Raw genomic sequence first — 26,977 nt, 5'->3', positions numbered from 1 at the left:
TGAGGCTTTGAACAAGGCCTTATATGATATCAATCACCGACCACGAAAATGTTTAGCTTACAGAACGGCTTGTGAAGCTCTAGTGGATGAGTTAGAGTAAATGTTGCACTTATTCTTGCAATTTATCATAAAAAAATCCCATCAGAATATTTCTGGTGGGATTTTTGGTGGGGAACCAATCAATTTTGATTGATTTTTAACCTTTTATAACAACTGAAAATGCTGTTAAATCAACCATTTCACTTCAAATCATGTTTATAAATCATTCCCACTCGACCGTTGCTGGTGGTTTGCTAGTGATATCGTAGACAATGCGGTTGACATGGTCTACTTCATTGACGATACGAACAGAGATTTTTTGTAGTACTTCCCAAGGGACTTTAGCAAAATCTGCTGTCATTCCATCAATAGAAGTAATAGCACGAATAGCAATGGTATAATCATAAGTTCGACCATCACCCATAACACCTACTGAACGAACACCAGTATTTACAGTGAAGTATTGCCAGATATCACGATCGAGTCCAGCTTTCACGATTTCTTCACGGAGAATGGCATCGGATTCACGTACAGTTGTGAGTTTTTCTTCTGTAATTTCACCCATAATGCGAATAGCAAGCCCTGGACCTGGGAATGGCTGACGCCAAACGATTTCATCCGGCATACCAAGTTCTGTACCAAGTGCACGAACTTCGTCTTTATAAAGTGTATTGAGTGGTTCAATCAGTTTGAACTGCATGTCTTCGGGAAGTCCACCAACGTTGTGGTGCGATTTGATTGTTTGAGCAGTATCTGTACCAGACTCAATCACATCAGTATAAAGTGTTCCTTGTGCGAGGAATTTTACATCTTTTAGCTTACTTGCTTCATCATCAAAGACATACACAAATTCATTGCCGATGATTTTACGCTTTTGCTCTGGATCAGAAACACCAGCTAATTTATCAAGGAAACGTTTAGCAGCGTCTGCTTTGATGATATTAAGACCGAATTTCCCGCCAAGAGAATCCATGACTTGATCTGCTTCGCCCTTACGGAGCAATCCATGATCTACAAAGATACAGATAAGCTGGTCTCCGATAGCTTTTTGAAGGAGAACGCCAACAACTGATGAATCAACGCCGCCTGAGAGCCCAAGAAGAACACGTTTATCGCCAACCGTTTCTCGAATTCGCTTGATTTGCATTTCAATAAAGTTATCCATTGACCAGTCGCCTTTGGCGCCACAAATATTCAAAGCAAAATTGCGTAGAATGTCATACCCATAAACAGAATGACGTACTTCAGGGTGGAATTGGATACCATAGATTTTCTTAGCTGGATTTTCAATAGCTGCAAATGGACAGTCAGCAGAAGTTCCAGTTCGTACGAATCCTTGAGGAATTTCGGTAACAGCATCTCCGTGACTCATAAGAACGATTTGTTTTTCAGGAGTGCTTGCAAAAAGCTGTGAATCAGTATGAATAAGCTCTGATTGCCCATACTCACGGTTTCCGGCATTTCCAGCAGGTACAACTTTCCCACCTAATTTGTGAGTCAAAAGCTGCATTCCATAACAAATCCCTAGAATTGGAATACCCAATTCTAAAATTTCAGGGTCAAGATCAAATGAGCCTTCTTCATAGACAGAATTTGGTCCACCAGACAGGATAATTCCGATCGGATTTATCTCGCGAACTTCAGCGGCTGTGATTTTATTGCTTTTTAGCTCAGAAAAAACACCAATCTCCCGAATACGGCGTGAGATGAGCTGATTATATTGGCTGCCATAATCCAATACAATGATTCTTTCAATATCTTGCAATTCAGTTGTAGTTGCCATTTCTTTCCTTTCTCAAATGAAACTTCTTTGTTTATTCTAACACAAAATAGAGACTTTTTCCAATAACATTAAGTAGCGATTGACTTTTATTTCAATTGATAATACAATGAAGAGAGGAAACCATTCTTGAAAGGGGTTACTATGCTTCCAGCCTATATTAAAATTCACGATCAAATAAAAAAAGAAATTGACGAGGAAATTTGGAAAATCGGGCAACGTCTGCCAAGCGAGCGCGATTTAGCTGAACAATTTGAGGTTAGTCGCATGACACTTCGTCAGGCAATCACTCTTTTAGTAGAAGAAGGAGTGCTGGAACGTCGTATGGGAAGTGGTACATTTGTAGCCAGTACGCGAGTTCAAGAAAAGATGCGTGGCACAACCAGCTTTACAGAAATCATCAAATCCCAAGGCAAGACACCTTCAAGCCAACTGATTTCTTACCGTCGAACACTGCCAAATAAAGAAGAGGTCGAAAAATTAGGAATTGAAAAGACGGAAAATGTTGTCCGAATGGAGCGGGTACGGTATGCAGATAATATTCCCGTAGTTTATGAAGTCGCTTCCATTCCAGAGAAATTCATCAAAAACTTTAATAAAGAAGAAATTACGAAGCATTTTTTCCAAACCTTGCAAGAGCACGGCTATAAAATCGGAAAATCTCAACAGACCATTTATGCTCGTCTTGCCAAAGAAAAGATTGCACATTATCTAGAAATCCCTAGAGGACATGCCATTCTTGGTTTGACACAGATTTCTTATTTTGATAACGGTACCGCTTTTGAATATGTTAAAAGTCAATATGTGGGAGAACGGTTTGAATTTTATTTGGAAAATAATTGATTTGTTTTACATAATTTTATATACGTAAACACCCTTGCTAATTTAAGAGTGTTTTTTAGTGAGTAAAACTCTTCGCTAGTAGAGTTTATCTGTATTTTTTGATATAATATTTCTTATGGAAATTGAAAAAACCAATCGAATGAATGCTCTTTTTGAGTTTTATGCAGCGCTTTTAACAGATAAACAAATGAATTATATCGAGCTTTACTATGCGGATGATTATAGTCTAGCTGAGATTGCTGAAGAATTTCAAGTTAGTCGTCAGGCTGTTTATGACAATATCAAACGAACAGAAAAGATTCTCGAAGACTACGAAATGAAACTGCACATGTATTCAGATTATATCGTCAGAAGTCAGATTTTTGATCAAATAATGGAAAAGTATGCAGATGACACCTATTTACAAGAGCAAATTTCGATTTTATCCAGTATTGACAATCGAGAATAGTGAATTGTCGACTCAAAAATACCAAAAATCAATAACCAATACATAGAAATTAACTAGGAGAAATAAAATTTATGGCATTTGAAAGTTTAACTGAACGTTTACAGAACGTTTTTAAAAATCTGCGTCGCAAGGGCAAAATTTCAGAGAGTGATGTTCAAGAAGCGACCAAAGAGATTCGTTTGGCACTCTTGGAAGCCGATGTAGCTTTGCCAGTTGTTAAAGACTTTATCAAGAAAGTTCGTGAGCGCGCTGTCGGACACGAAGTCATTGATACACTAAATCCTGCTCAACAAATCATCAAGATTGTTGATGAAGAATTGACCGCTGTATTAGGCTCTGATACGGCAGAAATTATCAAATCTCCAAAAATCCCGACTATTATCATGATGGTCGGTCTTCAAGGTGCTGGTAAGACTACGTTTGCCGGAAAGTTGGCCAATAAACTCAAGAAGGAAGAAGGCGCTCGTCCTTTGATGATAGCTGCTGATATTTATCGTCCGGCGGCCATTGACCAGCTTACAACTCTTGGTCAGCAAATCGATGTACCAGTCTTTTCACTAGGCACAGAAGTACCAGCAGTAGAGATTGTTCGTCAAGGTCTGGAGCAAGCAAAGGCTAATCACAATGACTATGTCTTGATTGATACGGCAGGTCGTTTACAAATTGATGAAAAGCTCATGAATGAGCTGCGCGATGTCAAAGCGCTGGCTCAACCAAATGAAATCCTCTTGGTCGTAGATGCTATGATTGGTCAAGAAGCCGCCAATGTAGCTCGCGAATTCAACGCTCAGTTGGAAGTGACTGGGGTTATTCTGACTAAGATTGATGGCGATACACGTGGCGGTGCAGCTTTATCTGTCCGTCAAATTACTGGTAAACCAATCAAGTTCACTGGTACTGGTGAAAAGATTACCGATATTGAAACTTTCCACCCAGATCGGATGTCTAGCCGTATTTTGGGCATGGGAGATATGTTGACCTTGATTGAAAAAGCTTCTCAGGAGTATGATGAGCAAAAATCGCTTGAGATGGCTGAAAAAATGCGAGAAAACACCTTTGATTTCAACGATTTCATTGACCAGCTGGATCAAGTACAAAATATGGGACCAATGGAAGATTTGTTAAAGATGATTCCTGGCATGGCTAACAATCCTGCTATGAAGAATTTTAAGGTAGATGAAAACGAAATCGCCCGCAAACGTGCCATTGTTTCATCTATGACACCTACCGAGCGGGAAAATCCCGACCTCCTTAATCCAAGTCGTCGCCGTCGGATTGCTGCAGGTTCTGGTAATAGCTTTGTCGAAGTCAACAAATTTATCAAAGACTTTAACCAAGCGAAACAAGTCATGCAAGGTGTCATGTCTGGTGATATGAATAAAATGATGAAGCAAATGGGCCTCAATCCTAACAATTTACCGAAAAATATGCCAAATATGAACAGCATGGATATGTCAGCCCTTCAAAATATGGACATGTCCGCTTTAGGAGGAGCTGGGGATCCTGATATGAGCCAGATGTTTGGTGGCGGACTTAAAGGAAAAATTGGTGAATTTGCAACCAAACAAGCCATGAAACGCATGGCAAATAAAATGAAAAAGGCTAAGAAAAAACGGAAATAAACAAACGCAAAAAACAAGTCGCTTAATTTAAAGGAACGGCTTGTTTTTTGTATATTTGCATAATTGTAATCACTGAATAGAGGTATTGTATAAAAAACTAAAAGTTTATGTACAATTGACTTAACAAGGGCTAAACTATTGATACAACTGAATTAGAAACATAAAGTACATTATTTAAAAAGTGTACTTTATTTTTGATTTGTACATTATTTTAGGGTGAATAATGTACATTTTGAGTAGTATATCATGGCGATTATATAGTAGGTTCAATTGTATATTTTGGTGGTTATGAAGTCGTAAGAATAAGTTGGAAATAAAGTACATTTTTAAATCTTATTAAAAATTGAACTAAGGAGTGTTAGAGCAATTGGTAGTTAAAATGAAATTTTTGTATGAATTGAATGTCATTGTATCCCTTCTTTAAAGAATTTTAATGATATTACCTAAAAAAGTTATTAAAGGTCGAAGGAGGGCTTAAATAACTGGATCCGCTAATTACATTTTTGAATAATTCTATAGAAAATTAACAACAAAAATGGTATACTTTTAGAAAACGTAAAAAAAATACGGGAGAATAGTTATGCTACAAAAATTCAGAGTTAAAAATTTTAAAAATTTCGAAGATACACTTGAATGGAATTTAACTTCTGGTAAGTATACTTTTAGCCAGCAAGCTGTTAAAAATGATATAGTTAAAAATTCTATTATATATGGAAATAATGGTACTGGTAAGTCTAATTTTACTTATGCTATTATGGATATTACAACACATCTAACTGATTTCAAAAGGCAAGAACAGCACTATAATCCTTATAAGAATCTGAATAGCAGGACTGAGTTTGCCGAGTTTTATTATGAATTTCTTTTTGATAATCATAAGGTGACATATTCTTATAAAAAAGAAAGTATGTCGAGGGTTTTTGATGAAGTCATCTCAATTGACGACAAAATAATTATATTTGAAAACTTTATCGAAAATGAACGTTTTGTTTTATTGAAAGGAGCCGAGACTCTCAATGTTAGTGAGAGAGATATTTCATTATCTTTTGTTAAATATATTTTTACAAATACTAATTTAGACTCTACTGATATTCAAAATAAAATATTTATACAATTCCGTCATTTTGTTGAAGGTATGCTTTATTTCGGCTCAGGAACAGCTGAAGGAAACTTCTATCAAGGTTTTAAATCAAGTAATGAGCGTATTGCATCAGTAATAATTAATTCTGGGAAAATAGAGGAATTACAGAAGTTTCTTCAGAATTTAGATATCAATTATATTTTAGAGCCTGGAGAAGATTCTGAAGGTAATTCTGTTATTAATGTTAGGTTTAAAAATAGAAGTGTTAACTTTTATTCTGTTGCCTCACACGGTACACGGGTCATCCTTGTATTCTTTTATTGGTTACTTCAGTTGAGTGATATCAAATTTTTAGTAGTAGATGAATTTGATGCTTTTTATCATAATGAAGTTTCTGAGGCAATGTTATCAATAATAAGGGATAGTGAGGTTCAATCAGTCTTTACATCACATAACACCTCGATTATGTCTAATGATTTACTCCGTCCCGATTGTTATTTCGTGCTTCAAAATAATAGTATAAAAAACATTTCATCATTAACAAGAAAAGAGTTGCGACGTGCACATAACTTAGAAAAAATGTATAATGCAGGTAGTTTCAATGATTAAAAAAAATAATACGGTGTTATTTATTGTTGAAGGTGAAGTCGCTGAACCTGCTATTTTGAATGAGATACTAAATGATATAGGACTTTGTGACAACCAAATTTATTCTTATAAAACAAATATTTATTCTTTATATCATAAATTAAGACACACTTTCGATAACGATGAAGAATATGATCTTTTTACTTTTATAGTAGATTTAGAGTTAGAAAAAAGCAATCCAGATAATATCATAAATTTTAAACGAAAGCAAATCTCAGAAATTTACTTATTTTTTGATTTAGATGCGCATAATGATGAAAGAACTGAAGAAAATATTGCAAAAGTGAAAGAACTGATAGAGTGTTTTAACGATGAGAATGGCTTAGGTAAATTATATATCAGTTATCCAATGATAGAAGCATTAACTATGTACCATCAATTACAAGATTCAAAAATTAATTTTTACTTATTCCGAGCTGATACTAATGAAACAAAAACTGGAACAAAATTTAAAGCCATTTGTAATACAAATCCGAGAAGTCATCATTTAAGACAAACTTTTTCTAAGCATGACATAGAATGGATAAAGAAATATCATCTATTACTATGTAAACATATTTATCAATTACAAGAAATCGATTCTAGTACCTATAAGTCTTTTGTTACTACTACAAAAACGTTGGAAAAACAAAATAAATATTATCAAGAAAATAATAAATTAATCTATGTTTTTAGTTCTATTGCAGAGTTTCTATTAGATTATATTAATTCAGAAGAATTTCCTGAGTTAGATAACAGTATTGAAAATATAATTATCAATTTATGGACTGATAACTAACCTTATTTAACGAATAGGATTACTTGAACAATATTCTATTAGCAAACCCCAGTGAAGTAAGTGAAAAAAGTCAAACCAATATTTAGTGGATTTGCAAGAATAATAATGAGCATAGGTACAAGATGTCCTTATATGATAGGGTTTTATTAGAGAAACGCAGTTAAGAGCCTTGTTTGATTTGCAAAGGACGAAGACGAAAAAGGGAGCATTTTGTTCCTTATAGGAAAATTTAAAACAGGTTCAATTTTGAGCTTGTTTTAAATTATATATTTTTAGTTTTCAAGTAGATAATGTACAGAATTTAAGTATACGAAAGATTTATTTTTCACGGAAATAAAGTACATTTTTTAGAGAAAAATTTTTTCCAGTTATATAATAAACTTCCTGTAACATCTTTCCGAAAAACTATAATTTTCTTGAAAAAAATATAGGAGTGTGCTATACTTCTATTATAGAAAATGATGGAGAATATCTTAGTGAAACGCGAAATACTATTAGAAAGAATTGAAAAACTAAAGGCCATCATGCCTTGGTACGTTTTGGAATACTATCAATCTAAATTGACTGTTCCATACAGTTTTACAACCTTATATGAATACCTCAAAGAATATGATCGTTTTTTTCATTGGATTTTAGACTCTGGAATTGCTGATGTGTCGCAAATTGCGGAAATTCCTCTGTCAGTGTTGGAAAATATGACTAAAAAAGACATGGAAGCGTTTATTCTTTACTTACGGGAGCGTCCATTGCTTAATGCTAATACTACGCAAAACGGAGTATCGCAAACCACCATTAATCGCACCCTTTCTGCTCTCTCCAGTCTCTTTAAATACCTGACAGAAGAGGTCGAGGATGAAAGCGGCGAGCCCTACTTCTATCGCAATGTGATGAAAAAAGTAGCGACAAAAAAACAAAAAGAAACCTTGGCGGCCAGAGCTGAAAACATCAAACAAAAACTATTTTTGGGTGAAGAAACTGAGCAATTTTTGAATTATATAGATGAAGAATATCCTAAAAAGTTATCAAATCGTGCTCTCTCCTCTTTTGACAAAAATAAAGAGAGAGATTTAGCCATCATAGCACTGCTTCTTGCGTCTGGTGTTCGTCTATCCGAGGCAGTAAATCTTGATTTGAAAGATCTGAACCTCAAAATGATGGTCATCGAAGTTACTCGTAAGGGCGGAAAAAGAGATTCTGTCAATGTTGCAGCCTTTGCCAAAGCTTATTTAGAAAGGTATCTGGAGGTTCGCTCTAAACGTTATAAAGCTGAAAATTCAGACACTGCCCTCTTTTTGACAGAATATAGAGGTGTTCCAAATCGGATCGATGCTTCTAGCGTAGAAAAGATGGTTGCTAAGTATTCTGAAGATTTCAAAGTTCGAGTGACACCTCACAAACTCCGCCATACACTGGCTACTCGACTTTATGATGCTACTAAATCTCAAGTTTTGGTCAGTCATCAGCTAGGACATGCCAGTACTCAAGTTACAGACCTCTACACCCATATTGTTAATGACGAACAAAAAAATGCATTGGATAACTTATGATTTTTACATATTTAAACTTATGTAAAATATTCTCCTTGAAAATAAACCAAAAACAACTGACTCTAATTAATAATGTAAGAGAGTCAGTTGTTTTTTTATCCCACAATCGCTTCTGCGATTTCTTCTTGGCTAATTCCAGCGAAATAGCGAGCAATATCCAGGTTTTCAAGAGCTTTTAAAACGTCCTCGCGCTCATACTTGATGCCTTTCAAAACTTCTTCTACTGCTACTACGTCCTCGATACCAAAGAAGTCGCCGTAAATTTTAATATTTTCAATCTTCGACTCAACAACATTGGCAAAGATTTCGACCTTACCACTAGTAAACTTGGTACCACGATGAACATTGTACTCTGGCGATTTGCCATAATTCCAATCCCAAGTAGCAAATTTAGTTGCCTTGATATGGTTGATTTCATCTAGTTCATCATCAGAGAAGACATATTCTGTCATTTCTGGATATTCTTTCTTCATGTAGTTTAGCAGGAAATCACGAAATTGCTCGACGGTAATTTTTTTAGGCAATTCATCAACGATATTGGTTACACGAGCGCGAACAGATTTGACTCCTTTGGACTCAAACTTATCTTTGGAAACTTTTAAGGCATTCGCTAAGACAGATAACTCTACGTCAAACAGCAAGCAACCGTGGTGCATGATTCGACCATTGATATAAGCCTGAGCATTGCCACAGAATTTTTTTCCGTCAATTTCCAAATCGTTGCGCCCTGTAAATTCTGCTTTTACACCTAATTCTTCCAAAGTCTTGATGACCGGAATAGAGAAGCTCTTAAAATCAAAGGCTTTGTTCTCAGTTTCTTTGGAAATGATGGTGTAGTTGAGATTGTTATAGTCATGATAGACAGCTCCGCCTCCACTGATACGACGAACAACCTCAATGCCATGCTCTCGGACATAGTCACGATTGATTTCTTCAATGGTATTCTGATGACGTCCGACAATGATAGACGGTTTATTGATCCAAAGCAAGAAAATCATATCTTCATCAAGGAGATGCTTGAAGGCATACTCCTCAAGAGCAATGTTGAAAGCTGTATCGTTACTATTATTGATAATGTATTTCATAGTGCCTCTTATCTTTTCTTAGGGGCATGAATAGCCATGCCGAGTACGTCTGCAAATGCTTCGTACATAACTTCTGAGAATGTCGGATGACCGTGAATGGTCTTGAGCATTTCTTCCACCGTGATTTCCATTTCGATGATAGTAGAGGCTTCATTGATTAACTCGGCTGCAGCGGGACCAATGATGTGAACACCGAGAACTTCTCCGTATTTCTTATCAGCAATCACTTTGACAAATCCTTGAGCAGCATCAGATGCAATTGCTCGTCCGTTTGCTGCGAAGTTGAATTTGCCGATAGCTACATCGTATTTTTCGCGAGCTTGTTCCTCTGTCAGACCGACTGCCGCAACTTCTGGCAAAGTGTAAATAGCTGCTGGAGTTAGATTTAATTTAGCAACTACGTGATTGCCTTTGAGAGCATTCTCTGCAGCTACTTCCCCCATACGAAAAGCTGTATGCGCCAACATCTTGGTACCGTTAATGTCTCCGGGCGCGTAAATTCCTGAAACAGAAGTTTCCATATATTCATTGACCTTGATACGACCGCGGTCTAGTTCAAAGTCAACCTCGCCAATGCCTTCCAAATCAGGCACGCGTCCGATAGAAAGCAAAGCTTTATCAGCTATGATATCTTCCTTTCCTGCAACTTTGATGCAGAGCTTGCCATTTTCTTCGACAATTTCTTCCAGCTTGGTCTCTGTCAAAATGGTCATGCCCTTGCGCTCAAGAATGAGCCGAAGGTTTTTAGAGACTTCTGCATCCATAGCTGGAACAATCCGATTCATCATCTCAATGACCGTTACTTTGGAGCCAAAGGTCATGAAAACCTGTCCTAGCTCAATACCAACAACGCCACCACCAATGATTACTAAACTTTCTGGAACTTCCTTCATATCCAGGATATCATCGCTAGTCATAACAAGTGGTGATTCCATACCTGGAACGTTAATCTTGCTGACTTTTGATCCACCAGCTAAGATAATCTTCTTGGTCTCAAGAAGTTCAGCACCATTCACCAAGACATTCTTATCTTTGGTAATGGTACCAATTCCTTTGTGAACATCAACACCGTAGCTGCGAAGCAGACCTGCAACGCCTCCGACAAGTGTATTGACAACCTTGTTTTTGGTTTCCAGGACTTTATCCATATTGACAGTAAAGTTTGGATTTTCAATGATAATACCACGGTTTGCTGCATGGGCTAGGCTTTCAATAATTTCTGCATTGTGAAGATAGGTCTTAGTCGGGATACAGCCACGGTTGAGGCAGGTTCCACCTAGTTCAGATTTTTCAACAAGGGCAATTTCACCTCCTAATTGAGCTGCTTTAATCGCTGCCACATAGCCAGCTGGTCCGCCACCAATAACCACAATATCATAAGCGTCATTACTCTTATTATCGTCGTTAGAAGTTGTGGTTGCAGTTGGTGTTGGACTATCATCTGAAGTAGCCAGAGCAGTCGGAATATTTTCTCCTTCTTCGCCCAGATAACCGATAACTTCCGTTACAGGAACAGTCTCACCGTCTCCTTTCAAGATAGCAATCAGATAGCCATCTTCCTCTGCTTCTAACTCCATGCTGACTTTATCTGTCATGATTTCCAGAAGGATCTCTCCTTCTTTTACAAATTCGCCAACTTTTTTATTCCATTGAACAATCTGTCCTTCTGTCATATCAACGCCGGCTTTTGGCATAATTACTTCTAAGGCCATGTTTTTATTTTCCTCTCATTTTAACTTTTTTTACACCAACATTGAAATCGGATCTTCAATCAGTGCTTTTAGGTCTTTCATGAATTTAGCACCTGCCATACCGTCCACAACTCGGTGGTCAATAGTTAATCCAAGACTCATGATTGGTCGAATAACAATCTCTCCGTTCACTACGACTGGTTTTTCAATGGTTGAGCTAACTCCCAAAATCGCAGAATTGGGCTGATTGATAATTGGTCCGAAAGATTGAACACCAAACATTCCTAGATTGCTAATCGTAAAAGTTGAGTTTTGCAATTCGCTTGGCGCTAATTTCCCGTCTAAAGTCCGACCAATCACATCCTTGAAGGCAACGACTAACTCAGACAGACTCATTTTTTCGGCATTGTAAACCACCGGTGTCATAAGCCCGTTGTCCATACCAACAGCCATAGCCAGATTGACATAATTGTGCATGATAATGCTTTGCCCATCTTCTGTCAGAGACGAATTGAGATAAGGGTGCTTCATCAAAGTTTTGACAACAGCCATAGAAAGTAAATCCGTGACCGTGATTTTCTTTCCTGTCGCTTCCATGATTGGCTCTAAAACCTTTTTGCGTAGTGCCAACAATTCTGTCATATCTACATCATAGTTGAGAGTAAAAGTTGGCGCTGTCAGATAAGAATCCACCATTCGTTTTGCAATGACCTTCCGCATTGGCGTCATTGGAAGGCGTTCAATTTCTCCATAAGGAGTGATGTTGTCAGGTATTTCTTCCACTTTCTCAATCTGAGCAGGTGACTTGATGCTGTCTGAGTTAACATTTTCAGGAAGCAAAGTCAGAACGTCCTTCTTCATAATCTTGCCGCGAACACCTGTCCCTTGGATTTCCTGCCAAGCGATATTATTTTCTTCTGCAATACGTTTTGCAAGGGGCGTAATTTTCACAATATTGAATTCTCGATAACTTTCGATATCTTCTTTATGAACTCGTCCCTTTGCGCCAGTACCAGATACGTCATAGAGATTGATACCCAAGTCATCTGCTAATTTTCTAGCAGCAGGGGTCGCTCTTAACTTATCATCAGTCATAGCTTCTCCTATTTCTTTTTTTATTGATTGTTCTTTAATCTTGAGCTATTTTTTTGCATAATTTTAGTTATGTAAAAAACATTGTAGCCAATATCAATTTCAGTTTTATTCTTTATTGTAAGTCTTACGGATAACCTCTTTGATACTTTCAACTGTCGGAATCATAGCATTTTCAAGATTCTGAGCATAGGGCATAGGAACATCTTCGCCAGCACAACGGCGAATTGGTGCATCCAAATAGTCAAATGCTTCTGATTCGGAAATGATAGCAGAAATTTCACCGATATAACCACTAGTTTTGTGGGCATCATTAACCAGAACGACTTTTCCTGTTTTCTTGACTGAGTTGATAATGATATCCTTGTCCAGAGGCACCAAAGTACGTGGATCCACCACTTCTACCGAAATGCCTTCTTCTGTCAATTCTTCAGCTGCTTGCATAACCCTGCGGAGCATTTTTCCATAGGTCACAACTGTCACATCCGTCCCCTCTTTTTTGATGTCACCAACACCGAGAGGGATTGTATAATCAGGATCAAGCGGAACTTCGCCTTTTTGGTTGAATTCTGACTTGTACTCAAGAATAATAACAGGATTGTTGTCGCGGATAGAAGATTTTAGCAACCCCTTCATATCTGCAGGAGTTCCAGGTGCAACAACCTTTAAACCCGGAATGTGTGTGAACCAAGATTCCAAAGATTGTGAGTGTTGAGCAGCTGATCCGACACCATTTCCAGCTGCGCAGCGAATTGTCATCGGAACTTGACCTTTGCCACCAAACATATAACGAGTCTTAGCGGCTTGGTTGACAATTGCATCCATGGCAATGACAGAAAAATCCATAAAAGTCATGTCTACAATTGGGCGTAGCCCAGTCATGGCCGCTCCTGCTGCAGCTCCTGAAATAGCTGCTTCAGAAATTGGACAATCACGCACTCGTTCTGGGCCGAATTCTTCTAACATTCCGACGGATGTTCCGAAATCTCCTCCGAAAATACCGACATCTTCTCCCATTAACAACACATTTTCATCAAGACGCATTTCCTCAGACATAGCGAGGATAATAGTGTCACGAAAAGACATAGTTTTAGTTTCCATTTTCTTTTTCTCCTCTCTTTAGTCCGCGTAAATATCTTCAAAAGCTGATTCAAGCGGTGGAAATGGACTTTCCTCTGCAAATTTTACAGATGCTTCCACTGCTTCTTTAACCTCTGCTTGGATAGCTTCTAACTCTTCATCGCTTGCAATCTGATTTGCGAGTAAATATTTACGAAGATTTTCAATTGGATCTTTTTTCTTCCACTCCTCAACTTCTTCACGTGTTCGATATTTACCAGGGTCAGAAGAAGAATGTCCTAACCAGCGATAAGTAACACTTTCAATTAAAACAGGCCCCTTACCACTTCGAACATATTTAATAGCTTTTTGAAATCCCTCATAGACCTCAATGACGTTATTCCCGTCTGGGATAAACATGCCAGGAATACCATAAGCGGCACTCCGCTCGTGAATGTGCTCTATATTGGTCATTTTCTTAATATCCGCAGAAATACCATAGCCATTATTGATACAATAAAAAATCACTGGTAACTTCCAAATAGAAGCCATATTAACCGCTTCATGAAAAACACCTTCGTTCGTTGCTCCGTCACCAAAGAAACAGACAACAATCTTTCCCGTATGATGCATTTGCTGAGTAAGGGCGGCACCTACCGCAATCCCCATGCCTCCGCCAACGATACCATTTGCTCCTAAGTTTCCAGCATCCAAATCAGCAATGTGCATGGAGCCACCTTTTCCTTTGCAGGTGCCGTTGTATTTGCCCATGATTTCTGCCATCATGCCGTTCAAGTCAATTCCTTTGGCAATCGCCTGACCATGACCACGGTGATTAGAAGTAATCAAATCATCAGGATTGAGGGCCAGCATAGCTCCAACGCTAGCTGCTTCTTCTCCAACAGAAAAGTGAGTCATTCCTGGAACTTTCCCCTTTTTTACGAGTTGGGCAATTTTTAAGTCCATCCGACGGATCTCTTCCATCTTACGAAACATCTCTAGTAAAAGATTTTTATCTAAAGTTGACATAGTCGAGCCTTTCTATGAGTGTAATTCTATAATTTCATTCTATCCAAACTAAAAAATACTGTCAAAATTTATGCTTGAACAATTTCACAAAGAAAAATCAGCGAACCTTGCTGGCAAGCTGATTTGAATTGACTAAATAAAAATTTCACAAATATATTTTTCTACTTTTTCCCAAAATCCTCTATCATTTGATCGATTTCCGAACGACTTGGTGTTGTCAAAATATAATGAACATCTCCTTGTAAGTCTGCAAATGCTTTTGGCATGATTTTGACTGCTTTTAATTTATCGCCGTACTTTACACGCAATTCTTCTTCTGAATACACATAATTTGAGGTTGAACGGCGTGAAGTAACCAAGCCATATTGTGCTTCGACTTGAGGTTGTGGGAAAGGTTCGCCATTCACAATATCTGCATATCCACGATAAAGGTCAATGGAGTGAGCAAAGTTATACAAATCAATCGTAAAAGCACCTGCTGGACGATTATTGTATTCTATGGCAATATAATCATCTCCGTCACGGAAAAATTCAATATGGAAGAAACGTTCTTTCATGGCAAACGCTTTAATAATAGCTTCCCCATATTGACGTAATTTTGGATCCATGTCTTTTATAATATAATATGAGTTTTCATAATGATTCAAAACTAAGTCTAAAGGAGTATAAGCATAGTCAAAAGTCGTTGAAAACACAATATTTCCTTTTGAATCGAGTAATCCGTCAAACGTACAAATTTGTCCAGAATCAACAAATTTTTCAAAGAAATAAACGGTTTGCTTATCCCACTCTTGTTTAAATTGTTCAACATCTTCAGTGGTTTCCAATTTATAAGTTCCGGCTGCTCCAACTCCATTGTCTGGCTTCGCAATCATCGGAAGTCCAATTTTACTGACAGCCATGTCAACTGCCTGCAAGGTTTTTACAATTTGACCAGGAACGACAGGAACTCCAGCCTTTTTAAAGAGTTTCTTCATTTCAGACTTAAATTTTGTCTTTTTCAAGTCTTTTGGCTTTGGTCCTACAACATTAAATTGTTCACGCAATTTTGCGTCTTGGTCCAACCAATATTCATTGTGTGACTCAATGCGGTCAATTGGTCCGTGCTTGTAAAAAAGGAAGGCTACAGCACGTTTCACTTCATCAAGATTTTCTAAATTTTCCACACGAAAATATTCTGTTAAAGCATTTTTCAACGGTTGATCTAGTTGATCATAAGGTTCTTGCCCGATGCCCAAAACAGTAATTCCTTTATTTGCAAGTTCAACAGTAAATTGTTGAAAATTTTGCGGATAATAAGGTGAAATAACGATATAGTTCATAATAGTGTTTCCTTTCTAATCATAGGTTTAATTGATTGAGAAAATAAGGCATTTGCTTGCGCCACCAAATCCAGTCATGCGAAACATCATATCCCCAATCAGCAAACCATGCTGGAATGTTCTTATGTTCAAAGGCTTCTTTTAAGGTGTAGAAAGAAGGTAGTCCGTCCTGTTCCCATGCACCAAGTCCTGTACAGACAATGATATCAGCATTGCGATAGCGGTCAATAAACCAACCATCGTTTTGATTCCAAATGTAATCTGCTGGTGAATTTTGATAAATTGCTTCATCATCTAAACAATCACCGACAAAGAAGCGGGCATCGTAAACTCCGCTGAGGGCGATGACCTTGTTAAAGACATCGGGGTGCTGGAGAAAGAAATTAACAGCGTGATAGGCTCCCATAGAACAACCTGTCGTCATCATTGGATCAAACCAACCTGTTTTATGCTTGATAAAAGGAATGGCTTCCTCAATGACATAGCGCTCATAAGCTCGGTGCATTTCCGCGCGGTCGTGAGGAGCTTTCCAATCAGCCAGCCAGCTTTCACTATCTACACTACTCAAAGTGAAGAATTGAATTTTTCCTGTTTCGATAAACCATGAACAAGCCTCAATCATACCAAAATCTGCATATTCATTGTGACTGCCACCAGACGAAGCAAAAACGACTACAGGTATTCCAGCGTGCCCATAACGATTCACATACATTTCACGGTTTAAATGACCGCTCCAATGACTTAAAAACTCAACATGCATATAAATTTTCTCCTCATATTCTTAATTAATTTATTTACCATTTTTCGCTAAAGAAGCGAAGACAATCAGGTAAATGCTCAGCCCAGGCTACTTCATTGTGTTCTGCCCCAGCTTGGATATAAAACAATAGATTTTCCAAATCTAAACCGCCCGCTATTAACTGACGGAAGTAGGTTAATGACGAATCAATATAAGCTTGCTTGATATTGCCAGCCATTAAGGTTTTATCGGTGTCATCTGCTTCTTCTGTTCCAACATAAATATAAATCCGCTGATCTGCTAATAAGTTATGGCGTTCTATATAACGATTGAACGCTTCCTGATGCAGCCAGTTTGCAGATGAGAAAACACCCAAGCAGCCAATTTGCTCTTGGTATTCAATTCCCATAAACTGTGTAATGTTTCCGCCTAAAGAAGAACCAACCATAGCCGTGTGCGCCCGGTCTGATTTGGTACGATAATGCTCGTCAACAAAGGGTTTAACAACTTCCATGACAAACTCCGCATACTCTGTCCCCTTGCCACCAAATTGCATACCTGGAATAGTTGATTCTTGATATTTCCATGCAGAATACTCATTCATGCGATTAAAACCGTCATTGTCAATCGCCACCACAATCATTTTTTCAATGTCGGGATTTCTCTTAATCGTTGGAATGATTTTCCAAGAATGACCACTAAAAGACTCTTTGCTATAAAGGACATTTTGACCGTCATGAAAATAAACTACAGGATAGGATTTCTGAGTATCTTGCTCATAATTTCTAGGGAGTAGCACTCGAACACGGCGCTTTTGCTTGCTATAAGGCACTTCTAATGCATGTTCTCTTACTTCAAGGTAAAAATAGGATTGATTCATTATCAGAAAACTTTCTATTTTCAAAATTTTTATCTATTATATCATAAAATATGCAAAAAAGTTAGGGAATTCCTAACTTTTCCAAAAGAAAACTAGAGATCTTGATAATTTTTGATAGCTTGTAGCGCTCGTTTTGCTATTTTTTCATATCGTTCTTTTTTGTCTCGAATGCGTGGACCATCCAACTCCTTGATAATTCCAAAATTGACATTCATTGGCTGGAAATGCTTGCTATCAGCATGCGTGATATAATGAGGTAAGCTTCCAATAGCAGTTGTTTCTGGAAAGACCAGGGTTTCTTCTCCATTGAAAAGTCTGGCTGCATTGATACCGGCTACCAGCCCGGACGCGGCAGATTCTACATACCCTTCTACACCGGTCATCTGACCTGCAAAAAAGATATTCTCTTGTTTTTTAGACTGGAACGTCTGTGTCAGGAGATTTGGTGAATCCATGTAAGAATTGCGGTGCATAACTCCATAGCGGACAAATTCTGCATTTTCCAATCCCGGAATCATCCGAAAAACGCGCTTCTGTTCACCCCATTTTAGGTGTGTTTGGAAACCAACAATATTATAAAGGCTTCCAGCTGCATTGTCTTGACGAAGCTGAACGACTGCATAGGGTGTCTTAAATTCACCGTCACGAGGTCCTTTATAGTCATCTGGGTATTCCAAACCAACTGGCTTCATAGGACCGTAGAGCATGGTTTTTATTCCTCTTTTTGCCATCACCTCAATCGGCATACAGCCTTCAAAGTATTTTTCTTTTTCAAAGCTATTTAACGGTGCTTCCTCGGCATTTACCAAAGCGTCATGAAAAGCCATAAACTCACTCTTAGTCATAGGAGCATTGAGATAAGCAGCCTCTCCCTTATCATAGCGAGATTTGAGGTAAACTTTCTCCATGTCAATTGTATTGACATCTACAATCGGTGCCGCCGCATCATAAAAGTAAAATCCAGCTCCACCATTTAGCTCGTGAATCTTTTCAGCGAGTGTATCACTTGTCAAGGGTCCCGTTGCAATAACAGTAATCGTATCATCAGGAATTTTGGTGATTTCCTCACGAATAACTTCGATTAAAGGGTGGTTTGTCACCTCATCAGTCACCATTTGTGAAAAACCGTCACGGTCAACTGCTAATGCTCCTCCAGCAGGAACACGCGTAGCTTCTGCTGCTCTCATAATGATGGAATCCAAACAGCGCATTTCTTCTTTTAAGAGACCAACCGCATTCGTTAGCGAATCCCCCCGTAGAGAGTTAGAACAGACTAGCTCTGCAAAATCACTAGTCTTATGCTGAGGAGTGGATTTCATTCCGCGCATTTCGTACAGTTTAACAGGAATACCACGTTTAGCAATCTGATAAGCTGCTTCGCTGCCAGCCAGACCAGCTCCTATGACATTGATGTAAGATTGAGACATGAAACAAATACCTCTTTGGGAGGAGACTCCCACAAATCTTTCTAATTATTCTTAACCATTATAACAGAAAAAGCCCCTACTGACGAGTGAGACTTTTTAGAACGTAAATACACTAACTTATTAGTATCCATCCTAAAACATTGGTGTAAAGAATATAATGATTGGTCATGTATCTATTTCTTTAACATTTTTTCCAGATAAGCAATTTTAACAAAATCCTTATCATTATTTTGGTCATTTCGATAGGAATCTTGCGAAGATGCTGTGTAAATCTTAAGATATTGTTCAGCATCAGGAAGAAAATAAATTACCCCTGCTGTTTCATGTTTTACCAATTCATCTAAAGGAATCCCAGCAAAGTTTTCCAAAGTATTCATGCTACCAAACTCAACCGATAGATTTCCTTTTTGAAATTCGTGCTCGTGCAAATCTACTAATTGGTAGCCAAGCCGGTTCATAATCGTTTCAATCTTTTTAAAATCATAAATTCGTACCTCATCAGGTGCGTCCCATCCCCTAGGATCTCCTGGAATATGGATATCAATATCTCGTGCTTGCCAGTCGTGGCCAGTTACCTGTTCAAGCCCTAGTGAACCCATAAGCAAAGGAGTGATTCCAATTCCGTTCAATTCCTTTGCAATCTTTAAAAATTCATCAAATTTCTCTTTCATACAGTTTCCTTTGCTATATATAAAGAAAGTTTACATAAAATAAATTACGTAAACATCTTTAACTTATTTTACTTTTTCTTCCTCGTAATCCCCATTGCTGCAGACAACTTGCTTGCCTCCACCACGAACTTTCTTTTCTACAAGATACTGACCGCATTTCGGACAAGAGCGACCAATCGGTTTATCCCAAGAAGTAAAGTCACAATCTGGGTAGCGATCGCAGCCATAGAAAAGGCGATTGCGTTTGGTTTTGCGCTCAATGATTTGCCCTTTGTGACACTTAGGACACTCTACACCGATTTCTTTGACAATCGCTTGAGTATGACGACAGTCAGGAAAATTGCTACATGCATAGAATTTACCATAGCGGCCCAATTTGATAACCATAGGACTTCCACAGACTTCACAGTCAAATCCAGCAGGTTCATCTTTGATTTGAATTTTTTCCATTTCAGTTTCTGCTTTTGCAACTTCTTTTTCAAACGGCTTATAAAATTCATCAATGACCTTTTGCCATTGCTCTTTTCCTACTTCGACATCATCTAGCTTAGCTTCCATATCAGCGGTAAACTTCACATTGACAATATCTGGGAAAAATTCAACAATCAGAGAGTTCACGATTTCTCCCAGTTCAGTTGGCTCAAAGCGCTTAGAAACTAATTTGACATAGTAGCGTTTTTGAATAGTTTCAATTGTTGGTGCATAAGTTGACGGACGACCGACACCATTTTCTTCCAATGTCTTAATCAAGGTCGCTTCAGAATAACGAGCAGGTGGTTGTGTGAAATGCTGTTCAGGATTGGTGTTGACCCGTTTCACTGTATCACCCTTTTTCATATCAGGCAACATTTTATTCTTATCAGAATCGTTGTAAATAGCTAGATAACCGTCAAATTTAACTTGACTGCCATTTGCAGCAAATTGAACACCGTTTTGCTCCAATTTCACACTCATAGTGTCAAATACTGCTGCAGTCATTTGACTAGCTACAAAACGATTCCAAATCAGCGTGTATAGCTTTAATTGATCTTTATCTAGATATTTCGCGATATTTTCAGGTGTGTTAAACACACTTGACGGACGAATCGCTTCATGGGCGTCTTGTGCACCAGAAGCATTTCGGACTCTACTGCCGTGTTTAGAATATTTCTCACCAAAACGATCTGTAATGAAGGTTGCAGCTTCGTTTTGAGCTACCGGACTAATACGAGTGGAGTCTGTACGCATATAGGTAATCAAACCTTGCACACCAGATCCGATATTAATTCCTTCGTAGAGCTGCTGAGCAACCATCATCGTCTTACGAGTTCGGAAATTAATTTTATTGGCAGCGTCCTGCTGCATAGATGATGTGGTATAAGGTAGCGGAGCATTGCGCTTGCGTTCCTTTTTCTCAACGCTTTCGACAGTAAATTCATCACCTTCGATATGAGAAAGAACGTTTTTTACATCATCGTTGGTAGCAAGCTTCATTTTCTTGCCATTCATGCCGTAAAAGCTTGCTTGAAATTGACGAGGTCCTTTTTTGAAAGTTCCGTCAATCGTCCAATACTCTTCTGGTTTAAAAGCATTGATTTCATTTTCACGGTCAATGATGAGTTTCAAGGCAACAGATTGCACACGTCCAGCTGACAATCCCTTTTTGACTTTTTTCCAGAGAATTGGAGAGATAGAGTACCCCACAATACGGTCAAGGACACGACGCGCTTGTTGAGCATCTACCAAATCCATGTCAATCTGGCGCGGTTCTTTAAAAGCATTTTTTACTGCCTCTTTCGTGATTTCGTTGAAAACAACACGATTTTTATCTGTCTCGTCCAGATTTAAGATATGAGCCAAATGCCAAGAAATAGCTTCTCCTTCACGGTCCGGGTCACTTGCAAGATAGACTTGTTTTGCTTTTTTAGCTTCTTTTTTCAAATCATTGATAAGAGGCCCTTTCCCGCGAATATTGATATATTCTGGCTCATAGTTGTTTTCAAAATCGATGGACATGGTAGACTTTTTCAAATCGCGAATATGTCCAACGCTGGCTAAAACTTTGTAGTTCCGCCCTAAATATTTTTCAATTGTTTTTGCTTTAGCTGGCGACTCTACAATCACCAGATTTTTTTTCATTGCTGTTTTTTTCTTTGTTTTTGTTGCCAATCTAGACACCTTCTAAAAGTAATAAACCTCATAGAGTTTAAACTATTTTTTTTAAGATGTCAACTAGTAGCATTCTCTTATAGGAGAACTTGTTTTAAAATTGAAATTCAGAAAGTACGTCAGCGCCTGATGTGACGCACTTTGCACCCTCTTGAATCAAATGATGACAGCCATCACTTCTGCCATCTAAAATTGACCCTGGAATAGCAAACACATCTCGCCCTTCTTCCATTGCGCGCTCACAAGTAATTAGACTTCCTGAGCGCATTTTGGCTTCAGCTACAATAACGCCTCTACACAAACCTGCAATAATGCGATTCCGCTCTGGAAAATGAAATTTCAATGGCTCTGATTCGGGACCGTATTCACTAAGCACAAGGTGATGTTCTCCCAAATAAGATTGAAGTTTTTTATTTGCTCTTGGATAAAAAACATCTAAACCGGTTCCAATAACGGCAATCGTTCGACCACCATTTTGCAACGCTGACATGTGAGCTGATGTATCAATTCCGCGCGCTAAGCCGCTTACGATAACTAGCTCATTGTTTAGCTCTTTAACAATTTTTTGAACAGATTGACTGCCTGTACGGCTACTATTGCGACTTCCCACAACAGCTACTTTCGGTAATTTTAACAAATCCAAGTTTCCTTTGTAGAAAAGGAGAACGGGTGGATTGTAAATTTCACTCAAATCCCAAGGATACACATCATCCAAGATAGAAAAAGACGGAAATTTTTTAAATTCTTGACATAATAAATCATCATCTAGCTGCAGATATTTTTCAATGAAAAGAGCTGGATTACGGCATTCCGACACAACTGCCATATCTTTTACTGATAATTCTTTTTCTTGTATCTCAGCATACGAAAGAACATTGATGACCTGTTGGTTGGTCAAACCAGCTGTTTTTAGTTTATAAATATCAAAATTATCCATTTTATCATTCCTTTTACTTTCATTAATATCTTTCAAAGATACTATTCGTAAAAGAAATGAAAAAACGAGAAATTCTCGTTTTTTACATTTTATCTAATTCTTTAATAATCCGAGCTGGGTTTCCTGCTAAAACAACATTATCACCATAAGATTTAGTAACAACTGATCCCGCACCAACGACAACATTGTTACCTAATGTTACTCCTGGTAAAATCGTTACACCACCACCTGCCCAGAAATTATCGCCAATGGTAATTGGTGCACCGTATTCTATACCTGATATGCGTTCTTGTGCATCTAAAGGGTGGAGAGGGGTCAAAAGTTGACAATTTGGCCCAAACAATGCATTTTTTCCAATAGTAATCGGACAAACATCAAGCATGGTCATGTTCCAATTAGAATAGAAATTTTCTCCTAAGTGAATGTTGATACCATAATCGCAGACAAAGTTTGGTTTCATCGAAATGTTCTCACCAGTTGAACCGAACCATTCTTTTACGAGTTTACTTCTTTTTTTACCGTCCTGTTCTGCATTAAATGCGTATTGAAATTGACGAGAACGTGTTACCAATTTTCGTAATTCGGAATCTTGCGGATTGTATAATTCTCCCGCAATCATTTTTTCATATTCAGTTTTCATTGACTTTCCTTTTCATTCTTGATAAGTGAATGGTTAGATACATTTGTTCGTCATCAGACGTCTGATAATTGCGCGTTTGCTTAAGATATTGGGTAATCTTTGTTGTCGTTTCATAAGCTGACGGATACTTAATTTTCAGTAAATCAAACATATCGTTGTCGTCTAACTCCTGATGTCCGGTGTCCGTTAAAACACGTTCGCAAAAAAATTTCAGATGCGTAATAAAGCGCTGAACATAAATATCCTCGTCATCTAATGAGATCTCTAAGCTGTATTTGACGATTGTCATGATTTCTTCCATTAGCTGTGTCAAATCTTGAGCGGCTACATTGCCATTATCTAATTCAGCATTGACAATGGTCAAAGCCATAAAGCCTGCTTCATCCAAAGGTAAATCTTGTCCTAAATAGTCACCCAACAATTGATTGGCATACTTGCCAACTTCAAATTCGTCAGGGAAAAATCGCTTAATATCCCACATGAGGAAATTTTTCATAAAGAAATGATCTTGGACACGTAAAACCACACCATACAGGTGGTCAGCCATTGCTAAAAAGGCACCATCTTGCAATTTTTTATTTATTTTTGCATGTGCGTAAGTGATAATTTTATCAGCCATTTCTATGATGTCAGCAGGTAATTCTAACAATAATTCACGCTTGTTTTCTGACAAGACATACTTTTTCTCAATCAGATTATCCCGAACATCCTCTCCTGCTTTACATCCAAAAGCCAGTCCGCATCCCATCAACACTACTTCTTGGTGATTTTCTTCAGAAATGACCACATTATTATTTAAAACTTTAGAAATAATCATCCCTTGTCCTCGACTTCTTCAAGCATGGATTTAATTGGTTCAAAGGTTGTCCGATGAATAGGAGTGATTCCTTTTCGTTTCAATCCATCTAAATGATGCTGGGTTCCATAACCAACATTGTGTGCAAAGTCATAGCCTGGATAAGTTAGCTCATAATCAGTCATCATGCGATCTCTCGTCACCTTGGCTACGATCGAAGCGGCCGCAATAGACAGTGAATTAGCATCTCCTTTGATGATAGACGTTTGCGAAACTTGAACATCTAACTGCATGGCATCAATCAAGAGATGTTGCGGAGAGATTTCAAGATTTCCCACAGCTTCTAACATGGCTAATTTCGTCGCTTCATAGATATTCACCTTATCAATCACTTGATTATCCTTGACACCAATACCAACTGCAACGGCTTGTTTTAGCACTTCTTGATAGATTTCTTCGTGCTTTTTCTTGGGAATTTTCTTGCTATCGTTGAGACCTTTGATTTTACAGTTTTTAGGTAAAATAACTGCTGCTGCCACAACAGGACCTGCTAAGGGACCACGACCAACCTCATCAATCCCAGCGATATATTGGCAACCAGTAGCATAAAGCTCCTTTTCATATCGTAGCATTTGCTCCAAACGACAGTCTTCGTCCAATTCAGCTTGGATTTGTTTTTTACGCTTCATAATGAGCTTGTGGACACCAGCCCGACTATCATCTCGAAATTGCTCAAAAACAGGACTCTCTATGTCTGTTATTTCAGATAAGATTTCTTGAATCTCTTTAATTGTCGCCATGTATCTCACCTAAAGTATCCAAAGTATAACGTCCTAACTTGCCATCGCGAATATCTTTTATGAAAAGACGATAAAAGCGGTCATAGTCATCTCGAAATCCTAATTTTTGTGTCATATCCATAATGATTTCAGGTGCTTCTTCTTCCAAGTTCATTTGCTTGAACCGTTCTTGAAGCTCCTTTGGATAATGTTCTTTGAAATAATTGATTCCAAAAATAGTAACCTCATCCATTGGAAGCAAATCGTCTTTAATCGCTCCTGTTAAAGCGAGTTTCAAAGCAACTTTCTCATCTTCAAACTTAGGCCAGAGAATCCCTGGAGTATCTAAAATTTCCAAGTCCTTATTCGACTTGAGCCACTGCTGCCCTTTGGTAACACCTGGTTTATTTCCAGTCACAGCAATTTTTTTTCCGGCTAAACGATTCATCAGTGTGGATTTTCCGGCATTAGGAATCCCGATAATCATGGTTCGCAATGTTTCAATTTGGATTCCGCGCTCTTTTTGCCGAGCGATTTTCTCTTTCATCAAAGACTGAGCTGCTTCCGTGACTTTTTTTACAGTTGATTGCTCCTTAGAATTGATTGGCAAAGCCTTGACGCCTTGCTTTTCAAAATAATTTCTCCACTCCTTCGTCAAAGTCGGGTCAGCCAAATCTGCTTTATTCAAAATGAGGAGCTTAGGCTTCTCTCCCACGATTTTAGTCAGCATGGGATTTTGACTGGACAATGGTAAACGCGCGTCTACTAAAATTGTCACAAAATCCACAAATTTGATATTTTCTTGTACTTGTCTCCGAGCCTTGGACATGTGTCCCGGAAACCATTGAATAGTAGCCATGAAAACCTCTTTCTTACACTAGTTTAACATCTTCATTATACCAGAATTTTAGCTAATCCGCATTGATAAATCATGCAACAAAAAATCACCTTTCCAAAACAAAAGGCAATTTTTGAATCTTAATGATACAAAACAGGCTTTCTATCCTGCTTATCGGTAAACGGAAGTCTTGGTTCGCGAATCCGTTTCACATAATCAACAATTTCCTTTCCTTCATGGTCAAATTCCACAACAGCAAAAAATTGATCGTGGTAAAAGAAAAATTTATAATGATTTTCAAATGCTTCCTTGAGCCATTTTTCTTTTGCAATAATGGAACGCATGGGGTAATCATCTACAGCAGCGACCCATACAGGCTTGCGATGCGCGTGAGTTAAGAGCAAGTCTGCCATATGAATCATGGTTTCATTTCCTTGTTTCAGCAAAATGATACTATGACCATTGCTATGACCACCAGTATGAACCATTTGAATTTCTGGTATGACATTTAAGTATTCCGTAAATGTCTCAACTTGATGTTGAATAGGTTCCCAATTTTCTCTGAGATAAGTCCCTTTAGTCCGATTATTTGGGTTCATCATCTCGTACCATTCAATATCATTTACAAAAATCTTAGCATTGGGAAAAGTTGAAACCAACTGATGATTTTCATTTAATTTTGTCAATCCACCAGAGTGATCGTGATGCATGTGAGTCATTAACACATAAGAAATATCTTCAGGAGTCAAACCTAAAAGTTCCAAGCTCTCTTCAATTCTGCTTTCAGATAAAATCCCTAAATTTCGTCTTTGTTTATCAGATAGTTTCGCAGTGTTAAAACTTGCATCAATTAAATAATTTTTATTTTTGTATTGAATCAATATTGGATCGGTTAATTCAACCATCATATTTTCTTCAGTTGTTGGATAATAGCGTGACCAAACAACTTTTGGTACAGGACCAAATAAAGTGCCTGCATCTGTCATTTTATCAACTCCACGTAACCAAGTTAATTTCATGTCTCTAAATTGATACTCTTGTAGAGTGAGTTCTGTCAT

General features: G+C 37.9%; 24 protein-coding genes and 1 pseudogene. 7 read left to right on the top strand and 18 right to left on the bottom strand.

Going from position 1 to position 26,977, the window contains the following annotated elements:
* Positions 1–100: pseudogene (locus ACOMA9_RS08800) on the top strand (IS30 family transposase); the annotation flags it as partial.
* Between the two features lie 162 nt (positions 101–262).
* On the opposite strand, the gene guaA reads toward ACOMA9_RS08800, so the two are convergent.
* The gene (gene guaA, locus ACOMA9_RS08795; protein WP_151380488.1) at positions 263–1,822 is read right to left on the bottom strand and encodes a glutamine-hydrolyzing GMP synthase; all 1,560 of its coding nucleotides are present in this window, start codon (positions 1,820–1,822) and stop codon (positions 263–265) included.
* Positions 1,823–1,963: 141 nt separating this feature from the next.
* On the opposite strand from guaA, the gene ACOMA9_RS08790 reads away from it, so the two are divergent.
* The 6 genes from ACOMA9_RS08790 to xerS all read left to right on the top strand — a co-directional run bounded on the left by ACOMA9_RS08790 (position 1,964) and on the right by xerS (position 8,786).
* On the top strand, positions 1,964–2,662 hold the full coding sequence (locus ACOMA9_RS08790) for a GntR family transcriptional regulator (protein WP_003043005.1): 699 nt from the start codon (positions 1,964–1,966) through the stop codon (positions 2,660–2,662).
* 115 nt (positions 2,663–2,777) lie between these two features.
* Entirely contained in the window at positions 2,778–3,110 is a 333-nt protein-coding gene (locus ACOMA9_RS08785; RefSeq protein WP_003024506.1) for a putative DNA-binding protein, read from the top strand.
* A gap of 71 nt (positions 3,111–3,181) precedes the next feature.
* Entirely contained in the window at positions 3,182–4,732 is a 1,551-nt protein-coding gene (gene ffh, locus ACOMA9_RS08780) for a signal recognition particle protein (protein WP_247906131.1), read from the top strand.
* Between the two features lie 580 nt (positions 4,733–5,312).
* Entirely contained in the window at positions 5,313–6,422 is a 1,110-nt protein-coding gene (locus ACOMA9_RS08775; RefSeq protein ID WP_421425242.1) for an AAA family ATPase, read from the top strand.
* The gene (locus ACOMA9_RS08770; protein ID WP_247906129.1) at positions 6,415–7,239 is read left to right on the top strand and encodes a hypothetical protein; all 825 of its coding nucleotides are present in this window, start codon (positions 6,415–6,417) and stop codon (positions 7,237–7,239) included. Before ACOMA9_RS08775 ends, ACOMA9_RS08770 begins: the two co-directional genes overlap by 8 nt.
* 476 nt (positions 7,240–7,715) lie before the next feature.
* Positions 7,716–8,786 carry a tyrosine recombinase XerS gene (gene xerS / locus ACOMA9_RS08765; RefSeq protein ID WP_330945363.1) on the top strand — a complete coding sequence of 357 codons (1,071 nt, stop codon included), beginning with the start codon at positions 7,716–7,718 and terminating at the stop codon, positions 8,784–8,786.
* 95 nt (positions 8,787–8,881) lie between these two features.
* Here xerS and ACOMA9_RS08760 read toward each other — a convergent pair whose 3' ends face one another.
* From ACOMA9_RS08760 to ACOMA9_RS08680, 17 genes are all read right to left on the bottom strand, one after another.
* On the bottom strand, positions 8,882–9,871 hold the full coding sequence (locus tag ACOMA9_RS08760) for a lipoate--protein ligase (protein ID WP_330945364.1): 990 nt from the start codon (positions 9,869–9,871) through the stop codon (positions 8,882–8,884).
* An 8-nt stretch (positions 9,872–9,879) separates the two neighbouring features.
* Complete coding sequence (lpdA, locus tag ACOMA9_RS08755; RefSeq protein ID WP_421425241.1) at positions 9,880–11,583, bottom strand: dihydrolipoyl dehydrogenase; 1,704 nt, start codon at positions 11,581–11,583, stop codon at positions 9,880–9,882.
* A gap of 30 nt (positions 11,584–11,613) precedes the next feature.
* Positions 11,614–12,657, bottom strand: a complete 1,044-nt coding sequence (locus tag ACOMA9_RS08750) for a dihydrolipoamide acetyltransferase (protein ID WP_330945366.1) — start codon at positions 12,655–12,657, stop codon at positions 11,614–11,616.
* Positions 12,658–12,762: 105 nt separating this feature from the next.
* Entirely contained in the window at positions 12,763–13,755 is a 993-nt protein-coding gene (locus tag ACOMA9_RS08745) for an alpha-ketoacid dehydrogenase subunit beta (RefSeq protein ID WP_247936593.1), read from the bottom strand.
* Between the two features lie 18 nt (positions 13,756–13,773).
* On the bottom strand, positions 13,774–14,742 hold the full coding sequence (locus ACOMA9_RS08740; protein ID WP_049534051.1) for a thiamine pyrophosphate-dependent dehydrogenase E1 component subunit alpha: 969 nt from the start codon (positions 14,740–14,742) through the stop codon (positions 13,774–13,776).
* A gap of 161 nt (positions 14,743–14,903) precedes the next feature.
* Positions 14,904–16,064, bottom strand: a complete 1,161-nt coding sequence (locus tag ACOMA9_RS08735) for an ATP-grasp domain-containing protein (RefSeq protein ID WP_330945367.1) — start codon at positions 16,062–16,064, stop codon at positions 14,904–14,906.
* 19 nt (positions 16,065–16,083) lie between these two features.
* Positions 16,084–16,824: an esterase family protein gene (locus ACOMA9_RS08730; protein WP_330945368.1), complete on the bottom strand. Its 741-nt coding sequence runs from the start codon at positions 16,822–16,824 to the stop codon at positions 16,084–16,086.
* A gap of 34 nt (positions 16,825–16,858) precedes the next feature.
* Positions 16,859–17,683 carry an alpha/beta hydrolase gene (locus ACOMA9_RS08725; RefSeq protein WP_270774721.1) on the bottom strand — a complete coding sequence of 275 codons (825 nt, stop codon included), beginning with the start codon at positions 17,681–17,683 and terminating at the stop codon, positions 16,859–16,861.
* Between the two features lie 92 nt (positions 17,684–17,775).
* Positions 17,776–19,110 (bottom strand): methylenetetrahydrofolate--tRNA-(uracil(54)-C(5))-methyltransferase (FADH(2)-oxidizing) TrmFO, encoded by a 1,335-nt coding sequence (gene trmFO, locus ACOMA9_RS08720; protein ID WP_330945369.1) that lies wholly within the window; start codon positions 19,108–19,110, stop codon positions 17,776–17,778.
* A 173-nt stretch (positions 19,111–19,283) separates the two neighbouring features.
* The gene (locus ACOMA9_RS08715) at positions 19,284–19,781 is read right to left on the bottom strand and encodes a phosphoribosylanthranilate isomerase (RefSeq protein ID WP_247906118.1); all 498 of its coding nucleotides are present in this window, start codon (positions 19,779–19,781) and stop codon (positions 19,284–19,286) included.
* Positions 19,782–19,844: 63 nt separating this feature from the next.
* Positions 19,845–21,938 carry a type I DNA topoisomerase gene (topA, locus tag ACOMA9_RS08710; RefSeq protein WP_151380496.1) on the bottom strand — a complete coding sequence of 698 codons (2,094 nt, stop codon included), beginning with the start codon at positions 21,936–21,938 and terminating at the stop codon, positions 19,845–19,847.
* Positions 21,939–22,023: 85 nt separating this feature from the next.
* On the bottom strand, positions 22,024–22,866 hold the full coding sequence (dprA, locus tag ACOMA9_RS08705) for a DNA-processing protein DprA (RefSeq protein ID WP_330945370.1): 843 nt from the start codon (positions 22,864–22,866) through the stop codon (positions 22,024–22,026).
* Positions 22,867–22,948: 82 nt separating this feature from the next.
* Positions 22,949–23,506: a sugar O-acetyltransferase gene (locus tag ACOMA9_RS08700; protein ID WP_247936586.1), complete on the bottom strand. Its 558-nt coding sequence runs from the start codon at positions 23,504–23,506 to the stop codon at positions 22,949–22,951.
* Positions 23,496–24,323, bottom strand: a complete 828-nt coding sequence (locus ACOMA9_RS08695; RefSeq protein WP_003029677.1) for a PRD domain-containing protein — start codon at positions 24,321–24,323, stop codon at positions 23,496–23,498. The genes ACOMA9_RS08700 and ACOMA9_RS08695 overlap by 11 nt, the downstream gene beginning before the upstream one ends.
* Positions 24,320–25,102, bottom strand: a complete 783-nt coding sequence (locus ACOMA9_RS08690) for a ribonuclease HII (RefSeq protein WP_421425237.1) — start codon at positions 25,100–25,102, stop codon at positions 24,320–24,322. Before ACOMA9_RS08690 ends, ACOMA9_RS08695 begins: the two co-directional genes overlap by 4 nt.
* Complete coding sequence (gene ylqF, locus ACOMA9_RS08685; protein ID WP_003029675.1) at positions 25,089–25,940, bottom strand: ribosome biogenesis GTPase YlqF; 852 nt, start codon at positions 25,938–25,940, stop codon at positions 25,089–25,091. Before ylqF ends, ACOMA9_RS08690 begins: the two co-directional genes overlap by 14 nt.
* A 119-nt stretch (positions 25,941–26,059) precedes the next feature.
* Entirely contained in the window at positions 26,060–26,977 is a 918-nt protein-coding gene (locus tag ACOMA9_RS08680; protein WP_003029674.1) for an MBL fold metallo-hydrolase, read from the bottom strand.

The sequence above is a fragment of the Streptococcus atopicus genome (assembly GCF_049166725.1).
In the GTDB taxonomy this organism is placed as follows: Bacteria; Bacillota; Bacilli; order Lactobacillales; family Streptococcaceae; genus Streptococcus; species Streptococcus hominis.
The sequence above is the reverse complement of the archived record's forward strand: the minus strand, read 5'-3'. Positions and strand labels throughout refer to the sequence as shown.